General features: G+C 65.2%; 21 protein-coding genes. 19 read left to right on the top strand and 2 right to left on the bottom strand.

What is annotated here, in order from left to right:
• Nucleotides 1-2: 2 nt before the first annotated feature.
• The 5 genes from ACTG4K_RS10625 to ACTG4K_RS10605 all read left to right on the top strand — a co-directional run bounded on the left by ACTG4K_RS10625 (nt 3) and on the right by ACTG4K_RS10605 (nt 5,847).
• On the top strand, nt 3-653 hold the full coding sequence (locus ACTG4K_RS10625; RefSeq protein WP_439114183.1) for a hypothetical protein: 651 nt from the start codon (nt 3-5) through the stop codon (nt 651-653).
• A 99-nt stretch (nt 654-752) separates the two neighbouring features.
• Nucleotides 753-1,580 (top strand): type 1 glutamine amidotransferase domain-containing protein, encoded by an 828-nt coding sequence (locus ACTG4K_RS10620; RefSeq protein WP_439114182.1) that lies wholly within the window; start codon nt 753-755, stop codon nt 1,578-1,580.
• 13 nt (nt 1,581-1,593) lie between these two features.
• Nucleotides 1,594-3,279, top strand: a complete 1,686-nt coding sequence (locus ACTG4K_RS10615) for a sulfatase-like hydrolase/transferase (protein ID WP_439114181.1) — start codon at nt 1,594-1,596, stop codon at nt 3,277-3,279.
• 4 nt (nt 3,280-3,283) lie between these two features.
• Nucleotides 3,284-4,363 (top strand): formylglycine-generating enzyme family protein, encoded by a 1,080-nt coding sequence (locus ACTG4K_RS10610; protein ID WP_439114180.1) that lies wholly within the window; start codon nt 3,284-3,286, stop codon nt 4,361-4,363.
• The gene (locus ACTG4K_RS10605) at nt 4,360-5,847 is read left to right on the top strand and encodes a DUF1254 domain-containing protein (protein ID WP_439114179.1); all 1,488 of its coding nucleotides are present in this window, start codon (nt 4,360-4,362) and stop codon (nt 5,845-5,847) included. Before ACTG4K_RS10610 ends, ACTG4K_RS10605 begins: the two co-directional genes overlap by 4 nt.
• Here ACTG4K_RS10605 and ACTG4K_RS10600 read toward each other — a convergent pair.
• The gene (locus ACTG4K_RS10600) at nt 5,771-6,409 is read right to left on the bottom strand and encodes a TetR/AcrR family transcriptional regulator (RefSeq protein ID WP_439114178.1); all 639 of its coding nucleotides are present in this window, start codon (nt 6,407-6,409) and stop codon (nt 5,771-5,773) included. The genes ACTG4K_RS10605 and ACTG4K_RS10600 overlap by 77 nt on opposite strands.
• 328 nt (nt 6,410-6,737) lie before the next feature.
• Between ACTG4K_RS10600 and ACTG4K_RS10595 the strand changes: the two genes are divergently transcribed.
• The 7 genes from ACTG4K_RS10595 to ACTG4K_RS10565 all read left to right on the top strand — a co-directional run bounded on the left by ACTG4K_RS10595 (nt 6,738) and on the right by ACTG4K_RS10565 (nt 15,026).
• Complete coding sequence (locus ACTG4K_RS10595) at nt 6,738-7,898, top strand: SphA family protein (protein WP_439114177.1); 1,161 nt, start codon at nt 6,738-6,740, stop codon at nt 7,896-7,898.
• Between the two features lie 40 nt (nt 7,899-7,938).
• The gene (locus ACTG4K_RS10590; RefSeq protein WP_439114176.1) at nt 7,939-9,267 is read left to right on the top strand and encodes a DsbA family protein; all 1,329 of its coding nucleotides are present in this window, start codon (nt 7,939-7,941) and stop codon (nt 9,265-9,267) included.
• A 64-nt stretch (nt 9,268-9,331) separates the two neighbouring features.
• A complete protein-coding gene (locus tag ACTG4K_RS10585; RefSeq protein WP_439114175.1) occupies nt 9,332-9,625 on the top strand; it encodes a hypothetical protein in 294 nt (97 codons plus the stop codon).
• The gene (locus ACTG4K_RS10580; RefSeq protein ID WP_439114174.1) at nt 9,622-11,580 is read left to right on the top strand and encodes an arylsulfatase; all 1,959 of its coding nucleotides are present in this window, start codon (nt 9,622-9,624) and stop codon (nt 11,578-11,580) included. Before ACTG4K_RS10585 ends, ACTG4K_RS10580 begins: the two co-directional genes overlap by 4 nt.
• On the top strand, nt 11,577-12,830 hold the full coding sequence (locus ACTG4K_RS10575; protein ID WP_439114173.1) for a hypothetical protein: 1,254 nt from the start codon (nt 11,577-11,579) through the stop codon (nt 12,828-12,830). Before ACTG4K_RS10580 ends, ACTG4K_RS10575 begins: the two co-directional genes overlap by 4 nt.
• A 155-nt stretch (nt 12,831-12,985) precedes the next feature.
• A complete protein-coding gene (locus ACTG4K_RS10570; protein WP_439114172.1) occupies nt 12,986-14,068 on the top strand; it encodes an MBL fold metallo-hydrolase in 1,083 nt (360 codons plus the stop codon).
• A gap of 31 nt (nt 14,069-14,099) precedes the next feature.
• Nucleotides 14,100-15,026 (top strand): haloalkane dehalogenase, encoded by a 927-nt coding sequence (locus ACTG4K_RS10565; protein WP_439114171.1) that lies wholly within the window; start codon nt 14,100-14,102, stop codon nt 15,024-15,026.
• Nucleotides 15,027-15,165: 139 nt separating this feature from the next.
• Here the strand turns inward: ACTG4K_RS10565 and ACTG4K_RS10560 are convergent, their stop codons facing one another.
• Nucleotides 15,166-15,531 carry a hypothetical protein gene (locus ACTG4K_RS10560; protein WP_439114170.1) on the bottom strand — a complete coding sequence of 122 codons (366 nt, stop codon included), beginning with the start codon at nt 15,529-15,531 and terminating at the stop codon, nt 15,166-15,168.
• 86 nt (nt 15,532-15,617) lie between these two features.
• Between ACTG4K_RS10560 and ACTG4K_RS10555 the strand changes: the two genes are divergently transcribed.
• From ACTG4K_RS10555 to ACTG4K_RS10525, 7 genes are all read left to right on the top strand, one after another.
• Nucleotides 15,618-17,810, top strand: a complete 2,193-nt coding sequence (locus ACTG4K_RS10555) for a type I secretion system permease/ATPase (RefSeq protein ID WP_439114169.1) — start codon at nt 15,618-15,620, stop codon at nt 17,808-17,810.
• The gene (locus tag ACTG4K_RS10550) at nt 17,807-19,000 is read left to right on the top strand and encodes an HlyD family type I secretion periplasmic adaptor subunit (protein ID WP_439114168.1); all 1,194 of its coding nucleotides are present in this window, start codon (nt 17,807-17,809) and stop codon (nt 18,998-19,000) included. Before ACTG4K_RS10555 ends, ACTG4K_RS10550 begins: the two co-directional genes overlap by 4 nt.
• Nucleotides 19,001-19,569: 569 nt before the next feature.
• Nucleotides 19,570-21,570, top strand: a complete 2,001-nt coding sequence (locus ACTG4K_RS10545) for a sensor histidine kinase (RefSeq protein WP_439114167.1) — start codon at nt 19,570-19,572, stop codon at nt 21,568-21,570.
• A complete protein-coding gene (locus ACTG4K_RS10540; RefSeq protein ID WP_439114166.1) occupies nt 21,567-22,271 on the top strand; it encodes a response regulator transcription factor in 705 nt (234 codons plus the stop codon). Before ACTG4K_RS10545 ends, ACTG4K_RS10540 begins: the two co-directional genes overlap by 4 nt.
• A 76-nt stretch (nt 22,272-22,347) precedes the next feature.
• Complete coding sequence (locus ACTG4K_RS10535) at nt 22,348-23,613, top strand: glycosyltransferase (RefSeq protein WP_439114165.1); 1,266 nt, start codon at nt 22,348-22,350, stop codon at nt 23,611-23,613.
• Nucleotides 23,614-23,840: 227 nt separating this feature from the next.
• Nucleotides 23,841-25,781, top strand: coding sequence for a TolC family protein (locus ACTG4K_RS10530; RefSeq protein WP_439114164.1), 1,941 nt, complete (start codon nt 23,841-23,843; stop codon nt 25,779-25,781).
• A 229-nt stretch (nt 25,782-26,010) separates the two neighbouring features.
• Nucleotides 26,011-26,319, top strand: a complete 309-nt coding sequence (locus ACTG4K_RS10525; RefSeq protein ID WP_439114163.1) for a hypothetical protein — start codon at nt 26,011-26,013, stop codon at nt 26,317-26,319.
• The last annotated feature ends 79 nt before the right edge of the window (nt 26,320-26,398 follow it).

Genomic DNA, 26,398 nt, shown 5'->3' with positions numbered 1-26,398 from the left:
CCATGGGCTGGCTGTTCTCCATGGGCCTGCTGTGGCTGTCGGTGTACCTGCTATTTTGGCGCTGGTACGGCGGGCGCCCGCGCCCGCTCGGTGCAAGCGAGATCGAGCGTTTCATCGCCGACTTGCGGGCCTGCATGCCGTTGGAGGCGCAGGCCGAGATGGTGGAGCAAGTCCACCGCGTGTCACACGGCGATGACGGCAAGGCGTTCGTGATGCACAACCTGGTGCGCTACCGGCCCCAGGCACGGTACCCAGCGGGGCACCCGCTGCAGTCCGAGACCAGCGCCCGCAGGGCCGATCAGCGCTACGCCCGGGCCATCATTTGGCCCCTGCTGCGCCACGGCAGCCTGCCGATCTTCATTGCCCGGCGAAGCGGTGGCTTTGTGGAGCCCGAGGGCGCCGATCCCTGGCACTACGTGGCCATGGTGCGCTACCGCAGCCGCCGCGACTTTCTGCGCTTTGCGCTGCACATTGAGCGCGCCGGTCTGACCGTGCACAAGTGGGCGGCCATCGAAAAAACCCATATTTTCCCGATGCAACCACTGTTCAGCCTGTTCATGCTGCGCAGCCTGGTGGCCGGCTTGTGGCTCGCGCTGGCGGTGACGGCCTGGGCGCTGGTGCGGCTGCTGACGCCGCTCTTGTCCGCGCCTTGAACCAGCCCCGTTGGCGCACAACCCACGCCGTTTATGCAACGCCCGACGCACGCGCACCCGACGCACCGATCCACTCCCCCACCCCAGGTCCTCACCACCATGACAATTGCCTTGATCTCGCTGACCGCACTGGCCTTGTTCCTCTGGCTGGGCCTGCCGCCCACGCTGCGCGCGCTCGGCTTGCACCCCACCTACCAAGGCCCCACCTACACACTGCCGGGCAAACGGGCGCTGATCGTCACCACCAGCCAGGCCAGCCTGGGCGAAGGCGGCAAGGCCACGGGTGTTTTCGGCTCCGAGCTGACGGCCCCCTACTACGCGTTCTTCGATGCGGGCATGCAGGTCGACGTGGCCAGCATCCGGGGCGGGAAAATTCCGATCGAACCCGATTCGTTTCGCTGGTTTTTGGCCGCCGACTCGGACAAACGCTACCTCAAAGACCCTGAGCTTCAGGCCAAGGTGAACGCCTCCCTGAACATCAGCCAGCTCGACTTTTCCCGCTACGACATCATCTTTCTGGCTGGCGGCTGGGGCGCTGCCTACGACCTCGGCACCTCGGCCGTGCTGGGCGAGCAGATCACCCAGGCCTGGGCGGCCGGGCGTGTGATCGGGGGCGTTTGCCACGGCCCGCTGGGTCTGCTGCAAGCCACCGACACCAACGGGGCGCCCCTGGTCAAAGGCAAACGCCTGACCGCCGTCACCGATCGCCAGGTCCGGCAGCTCGGCATCCAGCAAACCCCCCAACACCCCGAGCGCGAGCTGCGCGCAGCCGGCGCGGTGTTCGAAAGCGCCAGCGCCGCTTTCGAGCCGCTGGCCAACCTCACGGTGGTCGACGGCCGCCTGGTCACGGGACAAAACCAGAACGCCGGTCCCGAAACCGCCCAGAAAATGCTGCAAGCCGCAGGCGGCGCCAGCGCACAACGCTGAAGCCGCCCCCAACATGGCACACCCCACAACGCGAAAATGGCCCCGGCGATGGGGTACGGCGCTGCTGCTGCTGGCCCTGGCGGCAGGTGTCCTGTACATCAACCGCCTGCACCTGTTTAAGTACTCGCTGGGCTGGCTCACCGACCTCCAGCACCCGCGTGCACCCAACCGGCCCGTGCCCTGGGCGGCAGGTCCGCTGACGCCCGAGCAGCCGCTGGCGCAGCGTGCGCCCAACGTCATCATCATCATGGCCGATGACCTGGGCTACAACGACGTCAGCACCTACGGCGGCGGGCGCACCGCCGATGGCGTGCCGACCCCCAACATCGATGCCATTGCGCGCCAGGGCGTGCGCTTTGACCAGGGCTACGCGGGCGCTGCGGTGTGCACCGTCTCGCGCGCCGCCTTGTTGACGGGGCGCTACCCGTGGCGCTTCGGTGTCGAGTTCACCCCCACACCCGGCGCCATGGCCCGGGTGGCGGGTGAGATGTTTGCCGATGCCGATCAGCTGCACCCCGTGCGAATCGACAAAACAAAGGCCGCACAGGCCAAAAAATTCAACGCGCTGGGCATGCCCGGTTCGGAATTGACCGTGGCCGAATTGCTCAAAACCGCCGGCTACCACAACATCCACATCGGCAAGTGGCACCTGGGCAGCACGCCCGACATGCGACCCAACGCACAAGGCTTCGACGAATCCCTGTTCATGGAGAGCGGCTTGTTTTTGCCGCCCGATGACCCAAGGGTGGTCAACGCCCGGCAAGACTTCGACCCGATCGACCGCTTCCTGTGGCCCAACATGCGTTTTGGCGTGAGCTACAACGCGGGCGAGTGGTTCGAGCCAGCGCGCTACCTCACCGACTACTTCACCGACGAAGCCGTCACCGCCATCCGGCGCAACCAGCACCGGCCGTTCTTCATGATGCTCGCCCACTGGGGCCCCCACACCCCCTTGCAGGCCGCGCGCGAAGACTACGACGCGCTGGCCCACATACCCGACCACCGCCGCCGCGTCTATTCGGCCATGGTCCGCTCCATCGACCGCAGCGTGGGTCGCATACTGCAGACATTGCGTGAGCAAGGCCTGGACCAGAACACCATCGTGATCTTCAACAGCGACAACGGCGCACCGGGCTACATTGGCCTGCCCGAAGTCAACCAACCCTTTCGGGGCTGGAAGCTGACGCAGTTCGAGGGTGGCCTGCGGGTGCCCTATGTGGCCCAGTGGCCCGGGCGCATTGCCGCTGGCACGCAATACGGCCCCCCCATCACCAACATCGACATCTTGCCCACCGTGCTGGCCGCTGCCGGCGTGGCGCTGCCTGGCGACCGCGTGATCGATGGCGTGAACCTGTTGCCTTACCTGGCGCCCAACACCCAGCTGACCCAGCCAGAGCGCCCCCTGTTCTGGCGCGACGGCCCCTACCGTGCGGTGCGCGCAGAGGGCTGGAAACTGATCGCATCGGAACGGCCCAAAAAAGACTTTCTGTTCAACCTCAACACCGACCCGACCGAGCAGCACAATCTGGCCCAACAAGAGCCCGCCAGGCTGGCGCAGCTCCAGGCCCTGCTCAAGACCCACCATGCCCCCATGCCCGAACCCCAATGGCCGTCGTTCCTAGAATTGCCCATTGCCATCGACAAAACGCTCGACCAGCCTCTGACGGCCGATGACGCCTACACCTACTGGTGGAACTGAACCTTTGAGCGCCCAGCGCCTGCCCACCGTGACAGCACACAAGCCCCAGCACACGCCGCCCCCTGCCCGCCCGCTCAGGCGCTGGGCCCCGGGCGCCGCAGCCCTGCTGCTGCTGGGCCTGCCACTGGCGTGGTACCTGGCGCCGGTTGCGGCCCCTGCCACCGCGCCCCTGCCATGCGAGCTGCCCGGGGAGCCCGCCCACGCGCCCCACCCCGGCATGGTCTGGGTGCCCGGCGGGCGCTTCGAATTCGGCGATCGGGTCTACCCCGAAGAGCAGCCAGTGCAAACCGTGTCGGTGGACGGCTTCTGGATGGACCGCACCGAAGTCACCAACGACGCCTTTGCCGCCTTCGTGCAGGCCACCGGCTATGTCACGGTCGCCGAGCGGCCGGTCGATGCCCAGCGCCATCCGGGCCTGCCACCCGACATGCAGCACCCAGGCGCGGTGGTGTTCAACCCACCCAACGCCACCCATGCACCGGGCCAGCTCACCCAGTGGTGGCGCTACACGCCTGGCGCGCAATGGCGCCACCCGCAGGGCCCTGGCAGCACGCTGGCTGGACGCGGTTCCCACCCGGTGGTCGCCGTGACCTACGAAGACGCCCAGGCCTACGCCCGCTGGCGCGGGCGTGCCTTGCCCAGCGAAATGCAGTGGGAATGGGCAGCCCGGGCTGGCCAGACACGCACCGGCCAAGACCACGCCCAGCCCCTGGCCGCCAACACCTGGCAGGGCCTGTTTCCCGTCATCAACACCCGCGAAGACGGTTTCGCCGAGCTGGCCCCCGTGGGCTGCTACAGCGCCAACGCCTTGGGCCTGTGGGACATGATCGGCAACGCCTGGGAACTCACCACCGATGCCTACACGCCCCACCATGCGCCACCACAGGACGCGGTGAGCGCACCCGCAGCCTCCGACGTGCACCGCGGCGCGCCGGTCGGGCAGCGCGTCATCAAAGGCGGCTCCTACCTCTGCGCCCCCAACTACTGCGCCCGCTACCGCTCAAGCGCACGCCAGCCGCAAGACGACGACCTGGGCACCTCCCACGTCGGCTTCAGAACCATTTTGCAAGCCCCTGGCCCATGACAAACCCCGTCGTGGCGTCCACCGCCCCCAAGCGCCGGCCAACGCCCCGCGTCTGGCTGCTGTCGGGTCTGTCGCTTCTGTTGCTGTTGAGTGGCCTGGTGGGCACGCTAGTGGCCAAGTCGGAACACATCGTGCTCGGTGCCGAGGCCTATATCTACGGCTTCCCCCTGGTCATCATGGACATCACGCGAGCCAACGCAGCGTTGAGCATCGGCCCCGAAAACCAATTGCGGCGGGTGCGCCAATTTCCCGGAGCCGCCTTTCGCGACGTGGTGCGCCCCAACGTGGACACCCTGTACACCACCGCCTTCATCGACATGGACCAGGGGCCCTGGGTGTTCGAGCTGCCGGCCAACCGCCCGCGCTATGAGCTGATGGCTTTCATGGACGCCTGGACAGACGTGTTCGCAGCACCCGGCACGCGCACCACCGGCAGCGCCGGCGGCCGCTTCTTGCTGGTCGGTCCACACTGGCAAGGTGAAACCCCCAGCGGCCTCACGCGCCTGCGTGCACCCACCCGCATGGTGTGGCTGATCGGACGCACCCAAACCCAAGGCACCGCCGACTACCCGCTGGTGCACCAGATGCAAGACGACCTGCGCCTGCGCAAGCTGGCCGACTGGCTCGCCGGGCGCGACCCCACGCCAACCGCCTGGCAAGCGCCAAGCCCCCACCCAGCGGCACCCATGGCTCAAATGGAGCGCATGGATACCGGAGAATTTTTCACCCGCCTGGCCCTGCTGATGGCCGACAACCCGCCCCGGGCAGCCGACGCACCCATGCGCATCAAGCTCCAGCGCATCGGTGTACAGGCAGGCACCGCACCGCAATGGAGCCGACTGGACCGTTGGAGCGTCGCGCTGGGCCGGCGCATCGCCGACTGGAAGGTGGCGCAAGAGCTGGGCCGGGTGCGCAGCCCCGGTGGCGCCTGGAGCACGCCGCCTGCACAGCTCGGTAACTACGGCACCCACTACAACATCCGCGCCGTGGTCGCCATGATCGGGATCGGGGCCAATCTGCCCATCGACGCCATGTACCCCCACACACAGGTGGACGCCGAGGGCCAGGGGCTGCACGGCGACCACTGCTACCGGCTGCACTTCAAAGCCGGGGAGCTGCCGCCGGTCAGCGCGTTTTGGTCGGTCACGGCCTACGGGCAAGACGACTACCTGATCGACAACCCCCTGCGGCGCCACGCCCGTGCAAGCCACGACGACCTGCTCTACAACGCCGACGGCTCGCTCGACCTCTGGATACAGTCGCAAGCGCCGCAGGGCGAACGCCAGCGCAACTGGCTGCCCGTCAAGGCGGGCGCGGGCTTCTTGCTGAACGCACGGCTCTACGGGCCACACACCGACGCACTGGAGGGCCGCTGGCACATGCCCGCGCTGCTGCGCACCGACGGCGTCAATCCGGGGCGGCTTCCCTGCGGGGCGCACCTGGCGGCTCTGGCGCCTGCTGCCGAATCAGGTAGTGGCCAATGATGCCGCTGAAAAAAGCCTTGGCCAGTGGGGGACTCGTCGGTCTGCTCAAGGCCTGGTGGCTGCCAACGATGGCCAGATAAAACAAGGCCGCCAGCTCGTGCGCCGTTTTCGCGTCGTGGGTCAGCGTCAAAAACTTCTGCTCAAACAAAGCCATGCGCACCCGATCCACCTCGACCAGCATGGCCGCCACAGCCGGGTCGCTGCGCCCCAGCGTGCGCAACGCCAGTTCAAAGCGGATGTTTTCCATGTCGGCGCCCCCATGCGCCAAAGCCGCCTCCAGCAGCCGCTCCAAGTCCACCCTCGGATCGCCCGAAGCGTCGGCCTGCAAGCGCAGGTCGCGCGCCATCTCCTGCGTGCGCCAGCGTTCCAGCAGCGCCTGCACCAAGTCGGCGTGGTCGGTGAAATGCCAGTAAAAACTGCCCCGGGTCACGCCCAGCCGGTCGGCCAGCACCAGCACGCGCACCGCATCAAAACCGCCCTCCACCACCCCCTGAAACGCGGCATCGAGCCAATCGTCGCGCGTCAAACGCGGGCTGGCCTGTGACTTGCTAACTTTTTTCATGGGCACAACGACTCCTGCTTTGGTTTTTTGATGAAGCTTAACGGACTGCGCCGCCGCACCGACCGTGTCGCCACCGGCAGAGCGCAAAGAAGACGAGGTCGATTGGTCGCCAAAATGCAACCCACACCAAGGCGGTGTAAACCCTAAAAGACATTTGTGTATGGAAGACCTAAACTTTGCATCAGGATACACCAGTGTCTGGAGGCAGACGGGCCATGAACCGGGAAAACCGAGCCGGCCGAGGCCCCGGAACCCGCGCTGCCAGACTGTGTACCCTGTATACGACCACACCCGTGGCCACGACAAGAAACCCAACGGAGACAAAGAGATGAAACAACACACCTGTCAGTCGCGCCCGAGGTTTGCCATCACCGCGCTGGCCGCCGCCGCGTGTCTGCTCGCCGCCACCGGCGCCCACGCCAGCGAGGGTTTCCGTATGCGCCAGTCGCCGGTGGGCATGTTTGGCGGTGAAATTGCTGCCGCCGCAGACAACCCGGGTTTCTTTGGCACCGCATCGCTCTCGTACATCAACATTTTCAAGGTGACCGACAACAACGGGGATGGCATCCAAATCGATGCGCGAACCATCAAGCTGCCCACCGGTACGCCATCAGGGGGGCTGGTGCCCAATGGCACTTACACCCTCAACGTGCCCGAAGGCACTGTGGACTTTGATCAAAAACAGACCCAGCTCAACCTGGTGGCGGGCTTCATGACCGAGCCTATGTGGGGTGATGGTCGGATGGCTTTTGTGGTCAACCTCCCCCTGATCATGCAAAGCCGCACGGTCCTTGCAGCACAAGGTCTTGGCACGGTGTCGCCCACACCACCACAGCCGCTGGGCCCGTTGGTCGGTGGGGTGGCTGCCGCAGTCAATGGACAAATTCAGGCCGGCGTGGCCGATTTCAACGCCTTTAACAACGCCAAGGTGTCCGGCGTCGGCGACGCCGAACTCTCAGCCGTGTGGCTGCACAACTACGGTGGTCTGAAGGTAGCTGCCGGCGCTTCGCTGTTCGTGCCCACCGGCAAATACGACAAAAACCGCGGCCCCAACCCGGGCTTTGGTGACTTCTACACGCTGCGTCCCGGTGTGGCCGTGACCTACGCGCTCAACCCCAGCGCCGGCAGCGACAGCTGGGACCGGGGCGTCACGCTGGCGGGGCGCGTGGCGTTTGGTATGAACACCACCAACCAAGACACCCAGTACCGCAGCGGCAATTTTGTGTACCTGGAGGGCGCCGTGGCCAAGGTCAGTGGCGACTGGGGCTGGGGCGCCAACCTCGCCCTGACGCAGCAGGTGACCGACGACAAAGACCAGGGTGTCGTGGTGGCCAACAACCGCTACAAGAACTACGCCTTTGGCCCCTTCATCTCTTACAAATTGCCCGGCAAGTCCAGCGGTGTGAACCTGCACTACAGCCGCAACTTCGGCAGCCGCAACGCCATCATGACCCAGGCGCTGCAAGTGCGCTTCATCAAGGCCTGGTAAGTCAGTCGCAGCCCGGTCCAACGCAGCCCAAACGCCCGCCATGTCACTCACGTCCTTGCTGATGCCCATGGTCTCCGAGCACCTGCTCGCAGAAAAGCGGCTGCTGGCTCAGCGGGCGCGGGCCGAGCGCCGGCGCCTGGCGACCGGCCAGGCGCACGAGGTGCACTACTTCCACCAGGTGGACGACCCTTTGTCAGCTCTGACGGGCGCCAGTCTGGCGCGCCTGCTGGCGCGTTACGACGTGGATTTGCGCCCGCACCTGGTGCCGCCGCCCACCGATGCGGTGGCACCCGAGCGGGCGCGCTTGCAGGCCTACAGCCGGGTGGATGCGCAGCGCCTGGCCCAGCGCCTGCAGCTCGACTTCCAAGACCCGGGGCAGCAACCCCAGCCGGCCCACACCGCCTGGGCGCAGGCGGTGTTGGTCAAGGCCATCGACACGGGGGAATTTGCGTCGCTTGTTGGCCCTGTTTCGGCCTGGCTATGGGCGCCCACCAACCGGCAGGCCGGGCCACCGCCCCCGCCCGTTCCCGTGCCTGCGGCGGTCACACCGGCCGAGGTGGCGGCGCACCTGCACGCGTCGCAGGCGCTGCGCCAGCAGCTTGGGCACACCACCGGCGCGAGCTTCTGTTACGCGGGCGAGTGGTATTGGGGCGTTGACCGGCTCTACCACCTGGAACGGCGCTTGCAGGCCCTGGGCGCGCAGCGCGCGGGTGCCGAGCGCGGCTGCCTGTTCCCGCTCATCGAGGACTGGCGCAGCCCGTTGCCGTTGCGACAGGGAACCCCGATCGACTTTTTCTTTTCCCTGCGCAGCCCGTATTCGGCGATTGTGGTGCCCCGCCTGTTTGAACTCGCCCGCCTGAGCGGCGCGACGGTGCGGCTGCGCTATGTGCTGCCGATGGTCATGCGCGGGCTGCCGGTGCCGCGCCTCAAGCGACAGTACATCGTGAGCGATGCTGCGCGCGAAGCACGGGCCCGGCAGATCCCTTTTGGCCGCGTCAACGACCCCGTGGGGCGCCCCACCGAACGCGGGCTGGCCCTCATTGATTGGGCCGAGACCATGGGCTGCGGGCCGGCCTTTGTGCAGTCGTTTGTGCACGGTGTCTGGGCCGAAGGCCTGGACGCTGGCAGCGCCCGCGGCCTGCGCCGCATCGTCGAGCGTGCGGGCCTGAACTGGGCGCAAGCGCAAGCCCCCTTGCAGCGCCAGCAATGGCGCATGGTGGCCGAAGCCAACCGGCTCGAACTGCTGGCGCTCGGTTTGTGGGGGGTGCCCTCTTTTCGGGTCGGCGACACCGCCGTCTGGGGCCAGGACCGGCTCTGGGCGTTGCAGGAAGCCCTGCTGCACCAAGCGCCCGACCACCCGCCACCGTGAACCGCCGCCGTTTACGGCGCCTGCAAAAGCCTCTTTAAACCGCTCCTTTAGCCCCCCACACGCCATGCAAAACATCCTGTTTTCTGCGCTCAAGCTACCGCTCTTGGCCACCTATGCGCTGGCGCTGGCCGCCGCTGGCGGTTGGTGGACCGGTCCCTGGAGCGCAACCCTTCAAAACGCAGCCCTGCTGCTGCTGGCTGTGCACGCCGTCGAACTGGTCTTCACCCTCCAGCACGTGCGCCGCTACCCCGGCCCACTTGCGCTGAGCCTGGTGCTGACGCTGCTCTATGGCCTGCTGCACTGGAAGCCGCTGGCCGATCAGGCAGCCCCCGGTGACAACGGCAAGCCAGCGCCATGAACCGCTTGCTGAGCCGCCAGGCATGGACCCGCCCGACGCTGCCCTGCGCCACCGGCCACAGCGCCTGGCGGCCGGTGCGGCCACTCAGGGCCGCCCTGTGCGCCCTCGCGGTGGTGGCGTGGCTCGGGACCCTGGGCGCCGGGGGTGCCAACGCCAACGCCAACGTCCAGAGCGCGGGCAACCCATCCACCCCAGTGGCACCCAGCGCGGGCGCCACGCAGCGGCCCAATTTGGTTCTGTTGCTGGCCGACGACTGGGGGTTCAGCGATGTGGGCGCCTTCGGCAGCGAAATTCAAACGCCACACCTGGACAGCCTGGCGCGCCAAGGCGTGCGGTTCTCCAACTTCCATGTCTCTGCCTCGTGCTCGCCCACGCGGGCCATGCTGCTCACCGGCGTGGACAACCACCTCAACGGCGTGGGCAACATGCGCGAGTCGATCCCGCAGGCCCACTTGGGCCAACCGGGCTACCAAAGCGTGCTCAACGACCAGGTCGTGACCGTGGCCACGCTGCTGCGCGACGGCGGCTACCGCACCTATGTGGCGGGCAAGTGGCATGTGGGCCACGAGCCCCGTAACCTTCCCCCGGCGCGTGGTTTTGACCGCTCCATCGTGCAGGCCGACAGCGGCTCAGACAACTGGGAAACCGCCAAACGCTACCTCGACCTCAGCGACAAGGTGCACTGGTACGAAGACGGCGAGGTGGCGAACATGCCCGCCGAGTTCTATTCGTCGGCCTATTTTGTCGACCGCATGATCGGCTACATCGACGCGGACGCCCCCGCAGCGCCACCGGGCGAACCGGCCGCACGCGCACCGTTTTTTGCCTTTGTGTCGTTCCAGGCCAACCACATACCGGTGCAAGCGCCACAGGCCTTTATCGACAAATACAAAGGGCGCTACGACGCTGGCTGGTCCGCTTTGCGCCAGGAACGCCGCCAAAGGGCAATTGACCTGGGAATCGTGCCACCCAACACGCCAATGGTGGAGATGCACACCACCGCGGACTGGAACGCACTCAGCCCCGCAGAAAAACGCTACCAAGCCCGGCGCATGGAGGTCTACGCGGCCATGGCCGACGCCATGGACCACCATGTGGGGAGGCTCATCGCCCACCTGAAAGCCCGGGGTGAATACGAGCGCACCGTGTTCCTCTTTCTGTCAGACAACGGTGCCGAGGCCTCCGACCCGTACGCCACCATCAGCGGGCGGCTGTGGCTGGACTGGCAGTACCAGCGCGGCCTGGACCAGTTGGGGGCCAAGGGCGCCTACAGCGTGATCGGACCGAGCTGGGCCTCTGCTGCGGCCTCCCCCTTGAGCACCTACAAGTTCTATTCGGGCGAAGGCGGAATTCGGGTGCCGCTGGTGATCGCGGGCGTGCCCGGCGCACAGCCCAACCAGATTCACCACAGCCTCACCCACGTCAACGACATCGCGCCCACCCTGCTGGCGCTGGCCCAGATCGAGCAGCCAGGCGCCCAGTACCAGGGCCGTGCGATCCACCCCATGACCGGCGCCAACCTGCTGCCCGTGCTGCGCGGCACCGCCCAGCGGGTGCACCCGCTGGAGCGCGCCATTGGCTACGAACTCTCGGGCAACCAAGCGGTGTTCAAAGGCGATCTCAAGCTCATCAAAAACATCCCTCCGGTGGGCGACGGGCAGTGGCGCCTGTTTGATATTGTGAAAGACCCGGGTGAAACCCGCGACCTGCAGCACGAGATGCCCGCCATGTTTCTCGCCATGCAGGCCGACTACGCAGCCTATGCCCAGGCGCACGGTGTGCTGCCCATGCCCGAGGGCTACGACCCGATCAACCAGGTGGTCATCAACGCGCTGATCAACGTCTATGTGCCCCGCCTGCAACGCGCAGCGCCGCCCCTGGTGGCTGCCTTGGTGGTGTTGACGGGGCTGCTGGTGTGGTGGCGCCGGCGCCGCCGTGGCGTGCGCCCCGCATGAGCGCCAGCGGCTACTTTGACAGCCCCTGGCCAGGCGAAGACGGCGGCCCTGCCCGTCTGCAGACCGCCCGCAGCGGCCAGCGCCTGGGGCTCCAAGCCGGCGAGCGCCTGCGCTGCGTGACGCGCAGAACCTGCTTGTCCACCATGACGGTGCTGGGCGCGCCCGGCGAGGTGTACCTGCTCACCCATTCGGCCTTGCGCGCCCAGCTGGGCCTGCCCACCACCGCCTGTGTCGAGCGGGTCGACCCGCATTCCCTGCGCACCCTGGAGCGCTCGCCGCGCCTGGCGGGCGGTCCCATGTGGCCAGGCGGCATGGCGCTGCACCGGGACGGCGACCTGTACGTGGTGTATGGCCGGTTTGCCCACCGCCTGGACCGCCGCTGCCAGCCGCTGGCCCAGCTGGCGCTGCCACAGGCGCAGCCGTACAACGGCTTCGTCGTGCTCGACAACGGGCTGATCGTGACCAAAAACCTCTCGGCCACGGCGCCCGCCGTGCTCAGCGTGATCGAACCCGGCACCCTGCGCTTTGCTGCTGCCCACACCACCTGCCCCGAACCCTCGGTGGCCCGGCTCAGCGCCATCGGCAACACCGTGTATGTGGTGGGCGTGCGCTCCATTTTTCGCTACCACTGGGACAGCCAGCTCCAGCGCCTGCGCGGCGACGACACCTGGCGCCTGGACTACATCGGCGACAGCGCGCAAAGCCACGGCTGGGACGCAGTGCTCGACGGCGAGCACGCGTGGTTCATGGACAACGGGCGGCACAACTACCGCATCCGCATGGTCGGTGCCGGCTGCACCCCGACGCCCAACCAGCTGATCCGGGTCAGCCTGAGCGATGCCCGTGACCACCAAAAATGCCCCATCAGCGGGCTGCGCGGCGGCAGCATCACCAACCCGCCCTTGGTCGACCGGCAGCGCCGCCTGGTGCTTGGCTACGACTCGGCCAACCGGGTGCTGCGCGCCTGGCGTTTTGACGCGGCGACGCGGCACCTCTCCCCGGTGTGGACCCGCCAGGGCTGGGGTTGCGCCAGCCACATGCTGCTGTACCCGGACACCGGCGAGCTGGTGATCAACGACTACCGGCGCTGGGGCGAAGAGGTGGTGGTGCTGGCGGTGGAGAGCGGCCAAGAGATGGCCCGCGTGCGCACCGGCGGCATCACACAAGGCGTGGTCTTCCCCAGCGTGGGCTGGGAGCGGGACTTTTACTGGTCGTCCATGGGACGGGTCGCGCGCGTCTGGGTGGCATGAACCCCGCGCCGCTCCAGCCTGTGCAGCGGCCGGCAACAGTGCTGCAAACGGCGCTCAAACGGCGCTCAGACGTGCAGTTTTCTTTCATTTTTCTTTTTTCGATTTTTTGTGTCTTCGCCCAACCGGGTAGGCACGCTTTTTGACAGGAACACACCATGAAGTTGCGGCGGTTTTTTGGGAGCGTGGTGGGCCTTGGCCTGTTGCTGGCGGCACTGGCTTATGGTTTTCGGGCCGAACTCAGCCTGGCACTGGCGCAGCGGGTGGTGGCCAGCCGCATGGGGGCTGACGGCCTGAGCACCTTGCCCGATGGCCTGCACCTCGGGCTGTGCGGTGCGGGCTCCCCCATGCCCGACGATCTGCGCATGGGGCCCTGCACGGTGGTGGTGGCCGGGAAACGCCTGTTCGTCTTTGACGCCGGCAACGGCAGCACCCGCAACATCGGAAAAATGGGCTTCGTCCACGGCCAGATCGAAGCGATTTTCCTCACCCACTTCCACTCCGACCACATCGACGGCCTGGGCGAACTGCTGATGCAGCGCTGGGTATCCAGCGGCAACGCCACGCCGGTACCGCTGTATGGCCCACCCGGCGTCGAACAGGTGGTGGGCGGCTTCATGCAAGCCTATGCGTTGGACCAGCGCTACCGAGTCGCCCACCACGGCGAGGCCACCCTGCCAGCCCGTGGCTTTGGCGCACAGGCACACACCTTCCAGACGCCCAGCGCCAACGAGCGGCGGGTCTTGCTCCAAGACGACGACCTGGAAATTGCCGCCTTTCTGGTCGATCACAGCCCGGTCACACCGGCCGTGGGCTACCGCATCAGCTACAAAGGCCGAAGCATCGTGCTGAGCGGCGACACCGTCAAAAACGCGGCCGTGCAGCGCGAAGCGGCGGGCGCCGATGTGTTGGTGCACGACGCCATGTCGCCCGCCCTGATGGCCCTGCTCACCCAAGGCGCGCGCCAAGCGGGGCGGCCCGTGGTGGAAACCTTGATGGTCGACATTCAGGACTACCACAGCACACCCGAGCAAGCCGCCGAAACCGCCCGCGACGCCCAGGCGCGCTACCTCCTGCTCAACCACATTGCACCGCCGTTGCCCCCGTTGCCCGGCCTGGAAAAAGCGTTTCTGGGCCAAGCCGGCTCCATCTTCAAAGGCCCGCTCAAGGTCGGCCGCGACGGCGACTTCATCAGCCTGCCCGCCGGCTCCACCGACATCCACACCCACCAGCGCTTCTGAACCGCCCCAACCAAGCCCAGCCACAGCCGCCATGAACCCACTGCCAGCCACACCGCGCGCCGTCTTGCGCACGCCCGAAGCGTGTTTTGCCGGGCTCAGCGACTTTCCCTACCGCCCGCACTACACCGAGGTCGGTGGCCTGCGCATTGCGCACATCGACGAAGGCCCACGAGACGGCCCCACCGTGCTGCTCATGCACGGTGAGCCCACCTGGTCCTACCTCTACCGCAAGATGATCCCCGTGCTGGTGGCGGCGGGCTGCCGCGTGATCGCCCCAGACTTGGTCGGCTTTGGCCGCTCCGACAAGCCGACCCGCGCCGCCGACATCAGCTACCTCGCGCAGGTCCAGTGGATGGGAGCCTGGTTGCAGGCCCAGGGCCTAGAACACCTGACCCTGTTTTGCCAAGACTGGGGTTCGCTGATCGGGCTGCGCATGGTGGCGCAAGCGCCCGAGCGGTTTGACCGCGTGGTGCTGGCCAACGGGGGCCTGCCCACCGGCACCACGCCAACGCCCCGGGCATTCAAACTGTGGCGCACCTTCGCCCGCTACAGCCCCTGGTTTCCCATCGGTCTGATCGTCAAAACCGGTTGCGCCCAAGGCCTGAGCCCAGCGGCGGTGGCGGCCTACAACGCCCCCTTCCCCACCCGCGCCCACAAGGTCGCCGCGCGTGCGTTGCCCACCCGGGTACCCACCGATCCGAGCGACCCCGAGCGCGAGCGCAATGAGCGCGCCTGGGCTTTCTTCAAAACCTGGGAAAAGCCCTTTTTGACCCTCTTCAGCAGCCGCGACCCGATCACCCGCGGAGGCGAAAAAATCTGGCAAACCCAGGTCCCCGGTGCACATGGCCAGCCCCACACCACCATCCGCGGCGCCGGCCATTTTCTGCAGGAAGACCGGGGCCCCGAAGTGGCACTGGCGCTTGCAGCGAGCATGGGCCAACGCGCCCAACCCGGCTGAACCCACCCGGCTGAAGCCCGTGGCGGTGGCCATCGCGGCTGCCTGTTAAACAGGCAATCTGTCCGCATCCCTTGCAAATCAACCACTTGCCAGTGGCGTACAGGGTTCACCCAAGCTTATCCACACCCTTATCCCAGATTCACTGGGACAAATGGTGCCCGCCTGCGTGCGGGTGAAACATGCAGCGCAACGCCGAATCAGCGGTTACCTTGTTGCGCCCCCCCCAACCTCCAAAGCGCCGCCTGCCCTGCGGCCATCCCAACTGCAGCAAAAAGGCAACTCCAGTTACAAATGACAATTTGTTTTTGTTTGTTAAAATAACGATAAAAACAACAGCATATAAAAACAACAGCATCCAAGCACCAGGGGATTTAAAAGCCGCATCAGGCTGGGGCTGCGCCAATACCCGCCACTGCGCTGGCACGACCAGCGCATCAACAGCGCGACTTTTCTTGGTGCAAGGTCCGACCCTTTGCCATCCCAGCCCTCCCTTCCAGGTTTCCACCCGCTCTTATGTCGACACCCGAAACGTCTCCCCCTGCCGCCAGCGCCAGCCCTCCAGACACAGGCGGGGGCGCGAGAAGCGACGCCATGTCCCTTGCGCCGGGACCGACCGCCGGCCCGTTTCTGGAAGACCCGGCCCTCGCGACGGTGCTCTCGCGCCTCGCCGCATTGCAAGGCCAGGCGGTGCCAGCGTTTCGCTTCGGTATGGTGCAGCGCAGCGCCGATGGCGTCGAACTCAGCCAATTGCCGCGTGAACGCAAAGCCGCTGAAATGTGGCTGGCGCGCTTTTCTGCCGGGTCGGTGCGCAACCTGCGACTTGATCAGCTGGACCGCGGGGCGTTTCCGCTGGTGTGGGTATCGGCCGACGGCCAAGACGTGCGCCTGGTTCGGGGGCGCCTGAGCCACGGGCCGTGTGCCACGGAAGATGCCGAGGGCCAGACCAGCGAACTGAGCGCACAAACCCTGCAACGCGGCACCTTGTTGTCGTTACAGACCGACACAGGCCCAGTGGTGAAAGCCGACGGCCCGCGCACCGCCTCGGACTGGTTCGCCTACGCCATTCGCAAACACCGGCGTGTCTTTTTGGACGGCGTGTTTGCCACCTTCATCATCAGCGCCTTGGCTTTGGTGACCTCTCTGTACAGCATGCAGGTGTACGACCGCGTGGTCCCCACCAAGGGCTACTCCACGCTGTGGGTGTTGACCGTGGGCGCCCTGACGGCGATTGCCCTGGAGTTTGTGCTCAAACAAGTGCGCTCGCACCTGGTAGACCGCGCCTCCAAGGCGATTGATCAAGAGCTCTCCGGGGTGTTCTTCGGCAAAGCGCTGAGTATCCGCATGGACGCCCGGCCCAACACCGTGGGTACGTTCGCCTCGCAAATCCGCCACTTTGAGTCGGTGCGCAACTTCATGACATCGTCCACCCTGTTCATCTTGGCGGACGCTCCATTCGCCCTGATGTTCATCGGTGTCATGGCCATGATTGCCGGGCCGGTGGCCTTGGTGCCCCTGCTGATGCTGCCCATCGCGATCTTGACCGGGCTGTATTTCCGCAAGCCCATCGAGCAACTCACCGGTGAGAACATGGCGGAATCCAACCGCAAAAACGGCCTGCTGATCGAGGCGGTGGACGGCATCGAATCCATCAAAGCCGCTGGGGGCGAATGGAAAATGGAGGACCGCTACCGCGACCTCACCAACACCATTGCCGTCAGCGAACTGCGCCTGAAAGCCCTCACGGCGCGGGCGACCAACCTGGCGCAAGGCATCCAGCAGTTCAACTATGTGGCCCTGATCGCTGCCGGCGCTTACGCCATCACCAACGGCGATCTCACCATGGGTGGCCTGATCGCCTGCTCCATCATCAGCGGTCGGGCGCTCGCACCGATGGGACAAATCCCCCAGCTCATCGTGCAGTGGAAACACGCCAAAATGGCCCTCAAATCGCTCGATGCGATCATGGCCATGCCAAGCGACCGGGAGCTCGAACAGCGCTTGGTGGTGCCCGAAAGCTGCTTTGGCCAGCTGCGAATGGACCAGGCCGTTTTTGCCCACCGGGAAGAAAAGTCGACCCTCGAAGTGCCGGCCCTGACGATCCGCCCGGGTGAGCGCATCGCCGTGCTGGGCACCGTCGGTTCGGGCAAGTCAACGATGATCAAACTGCTCTCCGGTCTTTTCAAGCCCAAGAGCGGCACCGTGTTTTTGGACGGCGTGGACATGAACCACCTCGCGCCCGCGTTTTTGCGGGAACACGTGGGCTACCTGCCACAAGACGTGCGCCTGTTCAATGGCAGTTTGCGCGACAACCTCACGCTCGGGCTGCCCACGCCCAACGACAGCCTGATCCTGCGTGCGGCGGCCTTGACGGGCCTCGATCAAATCATCCAAAACCACCCCAAGGGCCTTGAGCTGGAAATCGCCGAGGGTGGCCGCGGCCTGTCTGGCGGCCAACGCCAGCTGGTTGGCCTCACCCGCCTGCTGCTGGCCCAACCCAAAGTCATGCTGCTGGACGAACCGACAGCGTCGATGGACGCCCAACTGGAAGCCCGGGTCATGCGCCACCTCTTCCAAGAAGTGGCCCCCAGCTCCGTGCTGGTGGTGGTCACCCACAAACCGGGCCTGCTGGCCTTTGTGAACCGGGTGATTGTTCTCGACAAAGGCCGCATCGTGGCCGACGGCCCCCGCGACCAGATTTTGGCCAGGCTGCGCCAGCCGGCTGCAGCCCCTGGGGCCACAGCCACAGCCACACCCAACGCACCCGCCCAAGGACACACGGCATGAAGATTTTCTGGTTTCTCCAACCCGCCACATCATCCGGCTCTGCGCCAGAAGACCTGCGCAGCTCACGGCTGTTGCTGCTGATCGTCTTTGGCGTCCTGAGCGTCTTTGTGGCCTGGGCCTACTGGGCCGAAATCGACGAAATCACCCGCGCCCCGGGCGCCGTCATTTCTTCGTCACGCACCCAAGTCATCCAATCGCAAGATGGTGGCACCCTCAAAGCAATGCTGGTGCAAGAAGGCGACACGGTAGAGGCAGGCCAAACCCTGGCACAACTCGAGCGCACCCGCGCAGAGTCCAGCTTTCTGGAAACCCGCGCCAAAGTCGCGGCCCTGGCGGCCACATCTGCGCGTTTGCGCGCTGAAGTGTTTGGGGGATTGCCGCAGTTCGATGCCGAATCGGCCCAGTACCCCGAGTTCAGGACCAACCAGATGGCGCTGTTCAGAAAGCGCCAGAGTGCGTTGGCCGAAGAACTCAACGCCATCGAAGAAAGCCGCGCCCTGATCGCCCAAGAGCTCGCCATGAACCAGCCACTGGTGGCTTCGGGCGATGTCAGCCGCACCGAAGTGTTGAAACTGCAACGTCAGGTAGCCGATCTGCAAGCCCAGAAAACCAACAAGAAAAACAAACACTTTCAAGACGCCCAGGCCGAACTCAACCGCGCTGAAGAAGAACTGGCCAGCATGTCCCAACTGCTGGCGCAGCGCATGAACCTGCTGGCGCAGACCGAATTGGTGTCGCCCATGCGCGGCGTAGTGAAAAACGTGCGCATCACCACCCAAGGCGGCGTCATACGACCTGGCGAAGAAGTGATGCAAATCGTGCCGCTCGAAGACGATTTGTTGATCGAAGCCAAAGTGTCACCCGCCAGCATCGCCTTCCTCACCACCGGCCTGGACGCCAACGTCAAGATCGACGCCTACGACTACACGGTCTACGGCGACTTGCCCGCCAAACTGATCTTCATCAGCGCCGACACACTCACGGAAGACCTCAAGCAGGGTGAAGAACCCTACTACCGCGCCCGCTTTCGCACCACGGGCCGCCAATTCAGCGGGCGGCCCAACGCCAAAATGGACATCTTGCCGGGCATGACCGCCACCGTGGAAATCAAAACCGGACGCCGAACCGTGTTGCACTACCTGACCAAGCCCATCGTCAAAACCCTCAGCGAGTCCATGGGCGAACGCTGATCCGGCACCTCCCCCAACGTCCCCGAACCAGCGGTGCGAAGGCGGTCGCGATCCAGCCCGCTCCCCACAGGGTTGGTATGCCCACCTTGTGCCCACCGCGCTGCGGCCAAGACCACGCCCTGGGGCCTGGGTGGGCACCGAGCATCTGACATGGCGGCTGCGCCACCCACCCCAGCGCGCCCGGCCCGCGTCTAACTTGACGCATTGCAGGGTGCGCTGCGAAACCAACACAGCGGCTGAACGCACCAGCACCCCGCCCCTGTGCTGCGTCCACACAGGGCGCAGCGGCACGGACGCAGTGGTGACCAATAAAAACAACATCCATGGGGCATTTTGGTGCGGTAAATCACACCAAAACCACCCGCACCTTATTTGATGCTTTTGATGGTTTATCGGCTATTAAAGTAATGTATTATTGCTTTTACGTATTTAATACTTTTCAACTTCGGGCTGGCCGGAACACCGCAACCGACCAATGTCGCGCCCCAGCGACCATGGTCTTTCCCTGAGTCCAGGCCAATGGCGAAGCCATGAGGTTCCCTCCCAAAAACAGCACACGGCTTCCCTGTATGTACCGAGCTTTTTTGCCTCTGGTAGCCCGCTCGCAGATGTTGTTCTCTGTGCTTCGGACCTTTTCGTGGCTGGTTGCGCTGGCTGCAGCGCTGGCACCGGCGCAGGCCAGTGCAACGCCCTCCCACTGGTTGCAGATTGCTGGCCTGCCTGGCGTCACCAGCACAGTTGCTGTGGCCGAGGACCCTACGCAGCAACGCAGCTTGGACGAGCTCTTGGCTGCCAACGCTTTTCACATTTCGTCGGGCGACGAACGCGCAGGCAATCGGACACCGGTGCAGTGGTTGCGCCTTGACTTGCAGGTTCCTGAGGCACTCATTGGCGTCGATGCCTGGCTGCTGCTCACACCGGCCCTCATTGGCGAAGCACGGCTTTACCACCCCGACGGCAGCGTGCAGCGCGCGGGCCTGTCGGTTCCGCTGGCAGAACAAACCCATTCAGGCTCTCCGCCACACTTTTATTTAAGGCTCGACCACCCAGAGATACGGGTGTACTTGAGAGTCAGCACCGCGCTGCCCGCACTCACCCATGTGATGCTCGCGTCCGACCGGGAAATGGGCCTGGAGATATTGCGCGACACCTTGCGCAAGGGCGTGTCCGCAGGCGCCTGCACCTTGATGCTGCTCCTGGCCATGATCAACTGGTTCAGCACCCGAGACCCCGTGCACCGCAATTTTGCGTTCTACATCGCGAGTTTCTTGCTGTTGTATTTTTTCATCGACGGCCAGGCCAGCATGTGGCTGTTGCCGGAACGGCCTGAGCTCAACGCCTCACTCGCAGCAATGGCGTTCGGCTTCATGATTGCGGCCACCACCGTGTTTTCGGTTGAAATTTTGAGCTTGAAAACCCGTCTGCCACAGCTGGCCAGCGCCTTGAAACAGATGGCCATGCTGCTGCTGGGGGTTTCGCTGCTCGCGCTGGATCCACAGTGGCTGACACCCGTGAGCACCCTGCTCTGGATCGCTCATTTCATACTGGGCATGCTGCTGCTGGGCGTGAGCCTGCAACAGGCGCTCGCCCTGCGCACCTGGCAAAGCTGGGTGCTTTTCACCAGTTTCTTTGCCTTCACCGCACTGGAAAAAACACCGGTTTTTGTCGTGCTCGGCTGGATCCCGGTCTACCCCTGGATTCTGGCGGTGCCCAAGCTTGGCCTGGTGATTCAGTTGCTGCTGACGCACCTGCACATCGTGCTGAGCCTGAAAGAGCAGCAAGACCTGAAAAACGAGACGCTGGCGGCGCGCATGGAGGCAGATGCCGAACGGGTACAGCGCCACGGCCTGATGCAGTTTTTGGCCATGTTTGGCCACGAAGCGCGCACGCCACTGGCCATCATCGACTCGGCCACCCAGAGCCTGGAATTGCTGCCCGGCGCCGAAGTGCCCGAGGTACAGCGGCGCCACCAGCGCATCCGTGCCGCCGTGGCGCGGCTGACCCACTTGTGCAACGACGCGCTGTCGCGCGAACGCATGGAAGACAGCAGCTGGCTTCCCAAACGGCAACCGGTGGTGTGGCCGCAGTGGTTGGAAGAAACCCTGCGCTTGCACGAGGTGGTGATGGACAACGCACCGCCAGCGCGCCTGCCGCACGGCACCTGGCTGGTGGCCGGCCGACCTGGCACGCTGGTGATGCACGGCTTTGATGCACCCCCGCCCCTCAGCGCCGACCCCGACATGCTGCGCGTGGCCATCAGCAACCTGCTCGACAACGCCCGCAAATACGGCGATTCCGGCAGCACGGTCCATCTCAAGGTCGAGGGTGTGCGCGGTGGCGGGGTTGAGCTCTGCGTGTGCAGCCAGGGGCCCGAACTCAGCGCACTCGATCGAGAAAACATGTTCGTTAAATACTGGCGCCGCGACGAGCACAACAACGTCGCCGGTGCCGGCTTGGGTCTTCCGCTGGTGCAGCAGGTGGCCAAGGCACACGGTGGAACCGTTGAAGTGCAAAGCCATGCCGACCGCTGGACCTGCGTCGCCATCTTTATTCCTGGAGGAGTCGCATGACAGTGGTCGAAGACCTGATCCGTGTCATCTTGGTTGAAGACAACCAGATCTTGCGCGAAGAGCTCAGCTTTCAATTGGACCTGGAAGGGTTTGACGTGCGCACCGCCAACGACGCGCACGAACTGGCGCAGCTGCTCCAGGTCGCGCCCTGCGATGTGCTGATCCTGGACATCAACCTGCCTGGAGAAAACGGCTTCTCCATCGCCCGCCGACTGACCGACCGCGACCGCATGGGCATCATCATCATGTCGGCCCGTGATCAGCTCCAAGACAAGCTCAAGGGCCTGGAAAGCGGTGCCGACCTGTACCTCATCAAGCCCGTGGACCGGCGCGAGGTGACGGCCTGCATCCGCACCCTGGTGCGGCGGGTCAAACCGGCGCAAGACGAGCGCAAAGGCTGGTTGTTTCTGAAACATCTGCGCCAACTGCAAGCCCCCGACGGCCGCAGCCTGATCCTCACGCCCCAGGACGCCCGGGTGTTCACCGTGTTGGTTGAGCGCGCGGGTGAAACCTGCGCCCGCAGCGACGTCGTCGCCGCGCTCGGCATTGAGTTTCTGGACAGCCCCGACGGGAGAACCAACACCACGATCAGCCGCTTGCGCAGCAAGCTGATGGCGTTTGACGACCAGCTCGGCATCGTGGCGTGGCGCAACGAGGGGTACGCCTATGTGGGCCCTGCGGTGCAGATCAAGCCGGCGTAGCGCAAACCAGAATCCACACCTCCCCAAACGCCGCCACCCCTTTGCGCTGCACACCGGGCCCCCCTATTCAAGCCACATGAACATTCTTTTTATTCACCAAAACTTCCCTGGTCAGTTCAAGTTTTTGGCACCGGCCTTGGCCAGCCAAGGCCACCGGGTAGTGGCCTTGATGATGCAAAAGACTACCGTTCGCGAGTGGCAAGGCGTGCAACTCTGGCCCTACCAGGTCGACGGAGTGCAGCCCCCCACCGGCGTGCATCCCTGGTTGTCCGACCTCAACACCAAGGTGTTGCGCGGCCAAGCCTGCTTCCGTGCGGCACGGGAACTGCAGCGCACCGGTTTTCAGCCCGACGTGATCGTGGCCCACCCCGGCTGGGGGGAAAGCCTGTTCATCAAAGACGTGTGGCCCAACGCGCGTCTGGGCATTTACTGCGAGTTCTATTACCAAGCGCAGGGTGCCGACCTGAACTTCGACCCCGAGTTTCCCAACGGCGGCGACCTGGGCAGCGACAGCGCGCGCATCCGGCTGAAGAACACCAACAACCAGCTCCACTTTGAAACCGCCGACCTGGGTATCAGCCCAACCCAATGGCAAGCAAGCACCTTTCCGGCCCCATTCCGAGAAAAAATCACCGTCATACACGATGGCATCGACACCACGCGACTCGCACCACAGGCCGGTGCCAGCCTGGCGCTCAACAAAGCCAACGGCACCGTGCACCAGCTGACCCGGCAAGACACGGTGATCACCTTTGTCAGCCGCAACCTGGAGCCCTACCGCGGCTACCACGTGTTCATGCGGGCCTTGCCCGAGTTGTTGCGCCAGGCACCCCACGCCCATGTGGTGCTGGTGGGCGCAGACGGCGTCAGTTACGGCCCCCCACCCGACCCGCGCGTCCACGGCAAACGCAGTTGGCGAGACATCTTTGCGGCTGAAGTCAAGTCAGCAATCCCGCAAGAAGCCTGGCAACGCGTGCACTTTGTCGGGAAACTGCCCTACGCAGACTATGTGACGCTCATGCAGGTCTCCACCGTACACGTGTACCTGAGCTACCCGTTCGTGTTGTCCTGGAGCCTGCTCGAAGCCATGAGCCTGGGCTGCGCCATCGTGGCCAGCCAAACCGCCCCGCTGCGCGACGTGATTCGGCACGATGTCACCGGTCGACTGGTCGACTTCTTCGATCCCCAAGCCTTGGTCAACGAAGTGTGCCACCTGCTGGCCGATCCCTCCAGTCGCGTCCGGCTGGGCCGCGAAGCCCGGGCCTTCGCCCAGCGCTATTACGACCTGAAAACCGTTTGTCTCCCGGCACAACTGGCCTGGATCGACCGGCTAAGGGCCTAGCAGCCAAGGTGCCTGTGTGCCCCGCCCAGCGGGACAACCCACTTCATCCAACCACCGCCCTGCACCGTATCCACCGCACCCCAAGGGTGTTGCAGGGAAACCCAGCCCCACACGCGCCGCTCTTTCCAAATTGAAAACAGCGGCTTTTGGTAATATTATCCTTTTAAGCATTTTTCTAACACTGCGGGCATGCCAAGAAACGCAGCCTGTTCCTGCTGTAAACACCCATGACCCGTCGCCCTGCCATCCGCTCCATCCCTTTCATGACCCAGGCCGCCAAGCCCGCAGCGACACCGCAAATCCAGCGGCCCGTGGTCCGCTCTACCGCGCAACTGTTGCTGGGCGTTTTTTCGGGGCTGATGATGCTGGGCGGGGTACACGCGGCAGACGCCACGCCGCTGCGCCTCGAAGACGCCCTGCGCGCCGCTGTGGATCAGCACCCCAGTGTGGCCGCACGCCGCAGCGACCGCAAAGCCGCAGAAATGAAGCTCGAAGTGGCCGAACGCCAGCGCTTGCCCGGTCTGGTGGCGCAATCGGGCAGCGACGCCAACGGCGCCCGCAACACCACCGTGCGGGTCAGCCAACCCCTGTGGACGGGCGGTCGCATCACGGGTGAAATCGATCTGGCGCAAGCGGCGATCAGCCAGGCCCAGGCCACCATCGTGCAAGCGCAGCAAGACATCATGGTTCGGGTCGCCACCGCCTTCACCGAACTCGGCCGGGTGCAGGCCCGCCAGCTCGCGGCCCGCTCCAACGTCCTAGAGCATGAGCGCCTGGCCAGCATGATCCAGCGCCGGGTCGACAGCCAGATCAGCCCCGTCAGCGACAGCGTGCAGGCCTCGGCCCGCTTGTCGCAGGCCCGGGCCGAACTGAACCTGCTCGAAGCCCAGGCCCTCAAAGCCCGCTCGGCCCTGGCCCAGGCCACCGGCCAGCCCGTCAGCGACATTGCGCTGCCCGCACAACGCAGCATGGACGACCAAACCCTGGCCGGATTGACCGCCTCGGCCCTGGCCTACTCCCCCGTGCTGCGCCGTCTGGAGCACGAATACCAAGGCGCCTCTGCAGACATGGCCGTGCGCCGCAGTGCAGCGTTTCCCCAGGTGCAAATGCGCCTGGACCACAACCGCACCCGCGTGGGCTCCAACACACAGATCTACCTCGCCATCGACGCCCAGACCGGTGCCGGTTTTTCCGTGATGGCCTCGGTGCGCGAGGCCGAAGCCAAACGCGAAGCCATCGAGTCGCAAATACAAGCCAGCCGACGCGACACCATCGACGCCATCGCCGCCGACTGGGCCGACCTGCGCTCGCAAAACGAGCAATCGCTCAACCTCACCTCCCAAGTGCAAAGCACCACCTCGGTCTTTGACTCCTTTGTCCGGCAGTACGCCGTGGGCCGCAAAGGCTGGAACGATGTGTTGAACGCCCAGCGCGAGGTGGCCCAGGCGCGCTTCCAGCTCGCCGACTCAGACTGGGGCGCGCTGCGTTCTGCCCTGCGCCTGCAAATCGCCACCGGCATGTTGAGTGCTGAACAGATCGTGCTGGCCCCTGCACCCGAAGCCACGCCCACCGCCACCACCAGCCACCCCGTGCCACCGGTCGCAGCAGCAAACCCCCAACCGCTTGCTTCGCCAGCGAGCGAGGCCCCGGCCACAGCCGAGGCATCACCCAAGGCCGAAGCACCGGCAGAGGCCCCCGCCGCAGCCGCAGCCGAAGCATCACCGGTAGCCGAAACCGTGGTCGTAGTAGAGGCACCGGTTACAGCAAAGGCATCACCCAACGCAGAGGCACAGGCAGAGACCCCCGCCGCAGCCAACACATCACCGGCAGCCGAAACCGTGGCCGCAGCAGAGGCTCCCGTTTCAGCAGAGGCCCCCGCCGCGGCAGACGCATCACCGGCAGCTCAAGCCCCGCTCGACGCAAAGGCCCCCGCAATGCCCGAGACGCCGCCCACAGCCGACACATCAGCGGCAGCCGCTGGCGATGCAGCGCCGCACACGCCAGAGGTCGCACCTGCCACCGTGGAGCAAACCGCACAGCCCAGCGAAACCGCAACGGCAATGACACAAGCCCCACCCCAGCAGCAACCAGGCGAGTCCGCCGTGGCCAACCTGGCCCCGCCCAAGGCGTCGTGGAGCAACCCCAGAGAGCTGCCAGCCGCGCACTGAGCACAGCGTCAGGCACCGGTGCGCCAGACGCCCCACAGACGGTGCGCTCCGCCACCCGTGGGCGGTTGGACCCCACAAGCCCACCCAGACATTGCCTGCATTGCGTGATGTAGTTCACACAATGCAAAAGTCCAAAGGGCGCAACAGCAACAATATCACTTTGAGCAATATTGATATTTACCGTTCAGAATGGTAAATTAGTGGTTACAAAATACGAAGGAATTTCCCAATGAAAAAAAGTTTGCTGGCCTTGGCCGCCCTGAGCGCTGTGATCGCGGGTTGCGCCTACCCCTCGCCCGGTGCGGCACCGAGCGACACCCCACCCCAGATCGTGATCCGCAACGACGCCCGAACCTGGGACAACCCCAGCGCCTTTGGGCCCGTGCCAGACAGCTTGCTTGAGCGCGGCCAGTCGGTTTGCAGCGCACTCGACACCGACAAAGTGAAATACCAGGCACGCGGGTACCACCCCAAGGCGATGAACCTCGAAGGCAAGCCTTTCCCCGACGGCGGCTACTACTGCGTCCCTCGCGGCTGATAGCCGGGGCATGGTGTCCATGCCCCGCTCTCACCCACCCCCCGTTGTCCCGGCAGCCGCCGAACGTATCCACACCTCG

Source organism: Hydrogenophaga sp., assembly GCF_965657535.1.
GTDB lineage: Bacteria > Pseudomonadota > Gammaproteobacteria > Burkholderiales > Burkholderiaceae_C > Hydrogenophaga.
The sequence above is the reverse complement of the archived record's forward strand: the minus strand, read 5'-3'. Positions and strand labels throughout refer to the sequence as shown.

Coding starts and splice junctions, on each gene's coding strand:
- ACTG4K_RS10625 (WP_439114183.1), top strand. CDS start 3: ATGGGCTGGCTGTTCTCCATGGGCCTGCTGTGGCTGTCGGTGTACCTG.
- ACTG4K_RS10575 (WP_439114173.1), top strand. CDS start 11,577: ATGAGCGCCAGCGGCTACTTTGACAGCCCCTGGCCAGGCGAAGACGGC.
- ACTG4K_RS10590 (WP_439114176.1), top strand. CDS start 7,939: ATGTCACTCACGTCCTTGCTGATGCCCATGGTCTCCGAGCACCTGCTC.
- ACTG4K_RS10620 (WP_439114182.1), top strand. CDS start 753: ATGACAATTGCCTTGATCTCGCTGACCGCACTGGCCTTGTTCCTCTGG.
- ACTG4K_RS10540 (WP_439114166.1), top strand. CDS start 21,567: ATGACAGTGGTCGAAGACCTGATCCGTGTCATCTTGGTTGAAGACAAC.
- ACTG4K_RS10555 (WP_439114169.1), top strand. CDS start 15,618: ATGTCCCTTGCGCCGGGACCGACCGCCGGCCCGTTTCTGGAAGACCCG.
- ACTG4K_RS10600 (WP_439114178.1), bottom strand. CDS start 6,409: ATGAAAAAAGTTAGCAAGTCACAGGCCAGCCCGCGTTTGACGCGCGAC.
- ACTG4K_RS10580 (WP_439114174.1), top strand. CDS start 9,622: ATGAACCGCTTGCTGAGCCGCCAGGCATGGACCCGCCCGACGCTGCCC.
- ACTG4K_RS10525 (WP_439114163.1), top strand. CDS start 26,011: ATGAAAAAAAGTTTGCTGGCCTTGGCCGCCCTGAGCGCTGTGATCGCG.
- ACTG4K_RS10570 (WP_439114172.1), top strand. CDS start 12,986: ATGAAGTTGCGGCGGTTTTTTGGGAGCGTGGTGGGCCTTGGCCTGTTG.
- ACTG4K_RS10595 (WP_439114177.1), top strand. CDS start 6,738: ATGAAACAACACACCTGTCAGTCGCGCCCGAGGTTTGCCATCACCGCG.
- ACTG4K_RS10615 (WP_439114181.1), top strand. CDS start 1,594: ATGGCACACCCCACAACGCGAAAATGGCCCCGGCGATGGGGTACGGCG.
- ACTG4K_RS10535 (WP_439114165.1), top strand. CDS start 22,348: ATGAACATTCTTTTTATTCACCAAAACTTCCCTGGTCAGTTCAAGTTT.
- ACTG4K_RS10605 (WP_439114179.1), top strand. CDS start 4,360: ATGACAAACCCCGTCGTGGCGTCCACCGCCCCCAAGCGCCGGCCAACG.
- ACTG4K_RS10565 (WP_439114171.1), top strand. CDS start 14,100: ATGAACCCACTGCCAGCCACACCGCGCGCCGTCTTGCGCACGCCCGAA.
- ACTG4K_RS10545 (WP_439114167.1), top strand. CDS start 19,570: ATGTACCGAGCTTTTTTGCCTCTGGTAGCCCGCTCGCAGATGTTGTTC.
- ACTG4K_RS10550 (WP_439114168.1), top strand. CDS start 17,807: ATGAAGATTTTCTGGTTTCTCCAACCCGCCACATCATCCGGCTCTGCG.
- ACTG4K_RS10530 (WP_439114164.1), top strand. CDS start 23,841: ATGACCCGTCGCCCTGCCATCCGCTCCATCCCTTTCATGACCCAGGCC.
- ACTG4K_RS10585 (WP_439114175.1), top strand. CDS start 9,332: ATGCAAAACATCCTGTTTTCTGCGCTCAAGCTACCGCTCTTGGCCACC.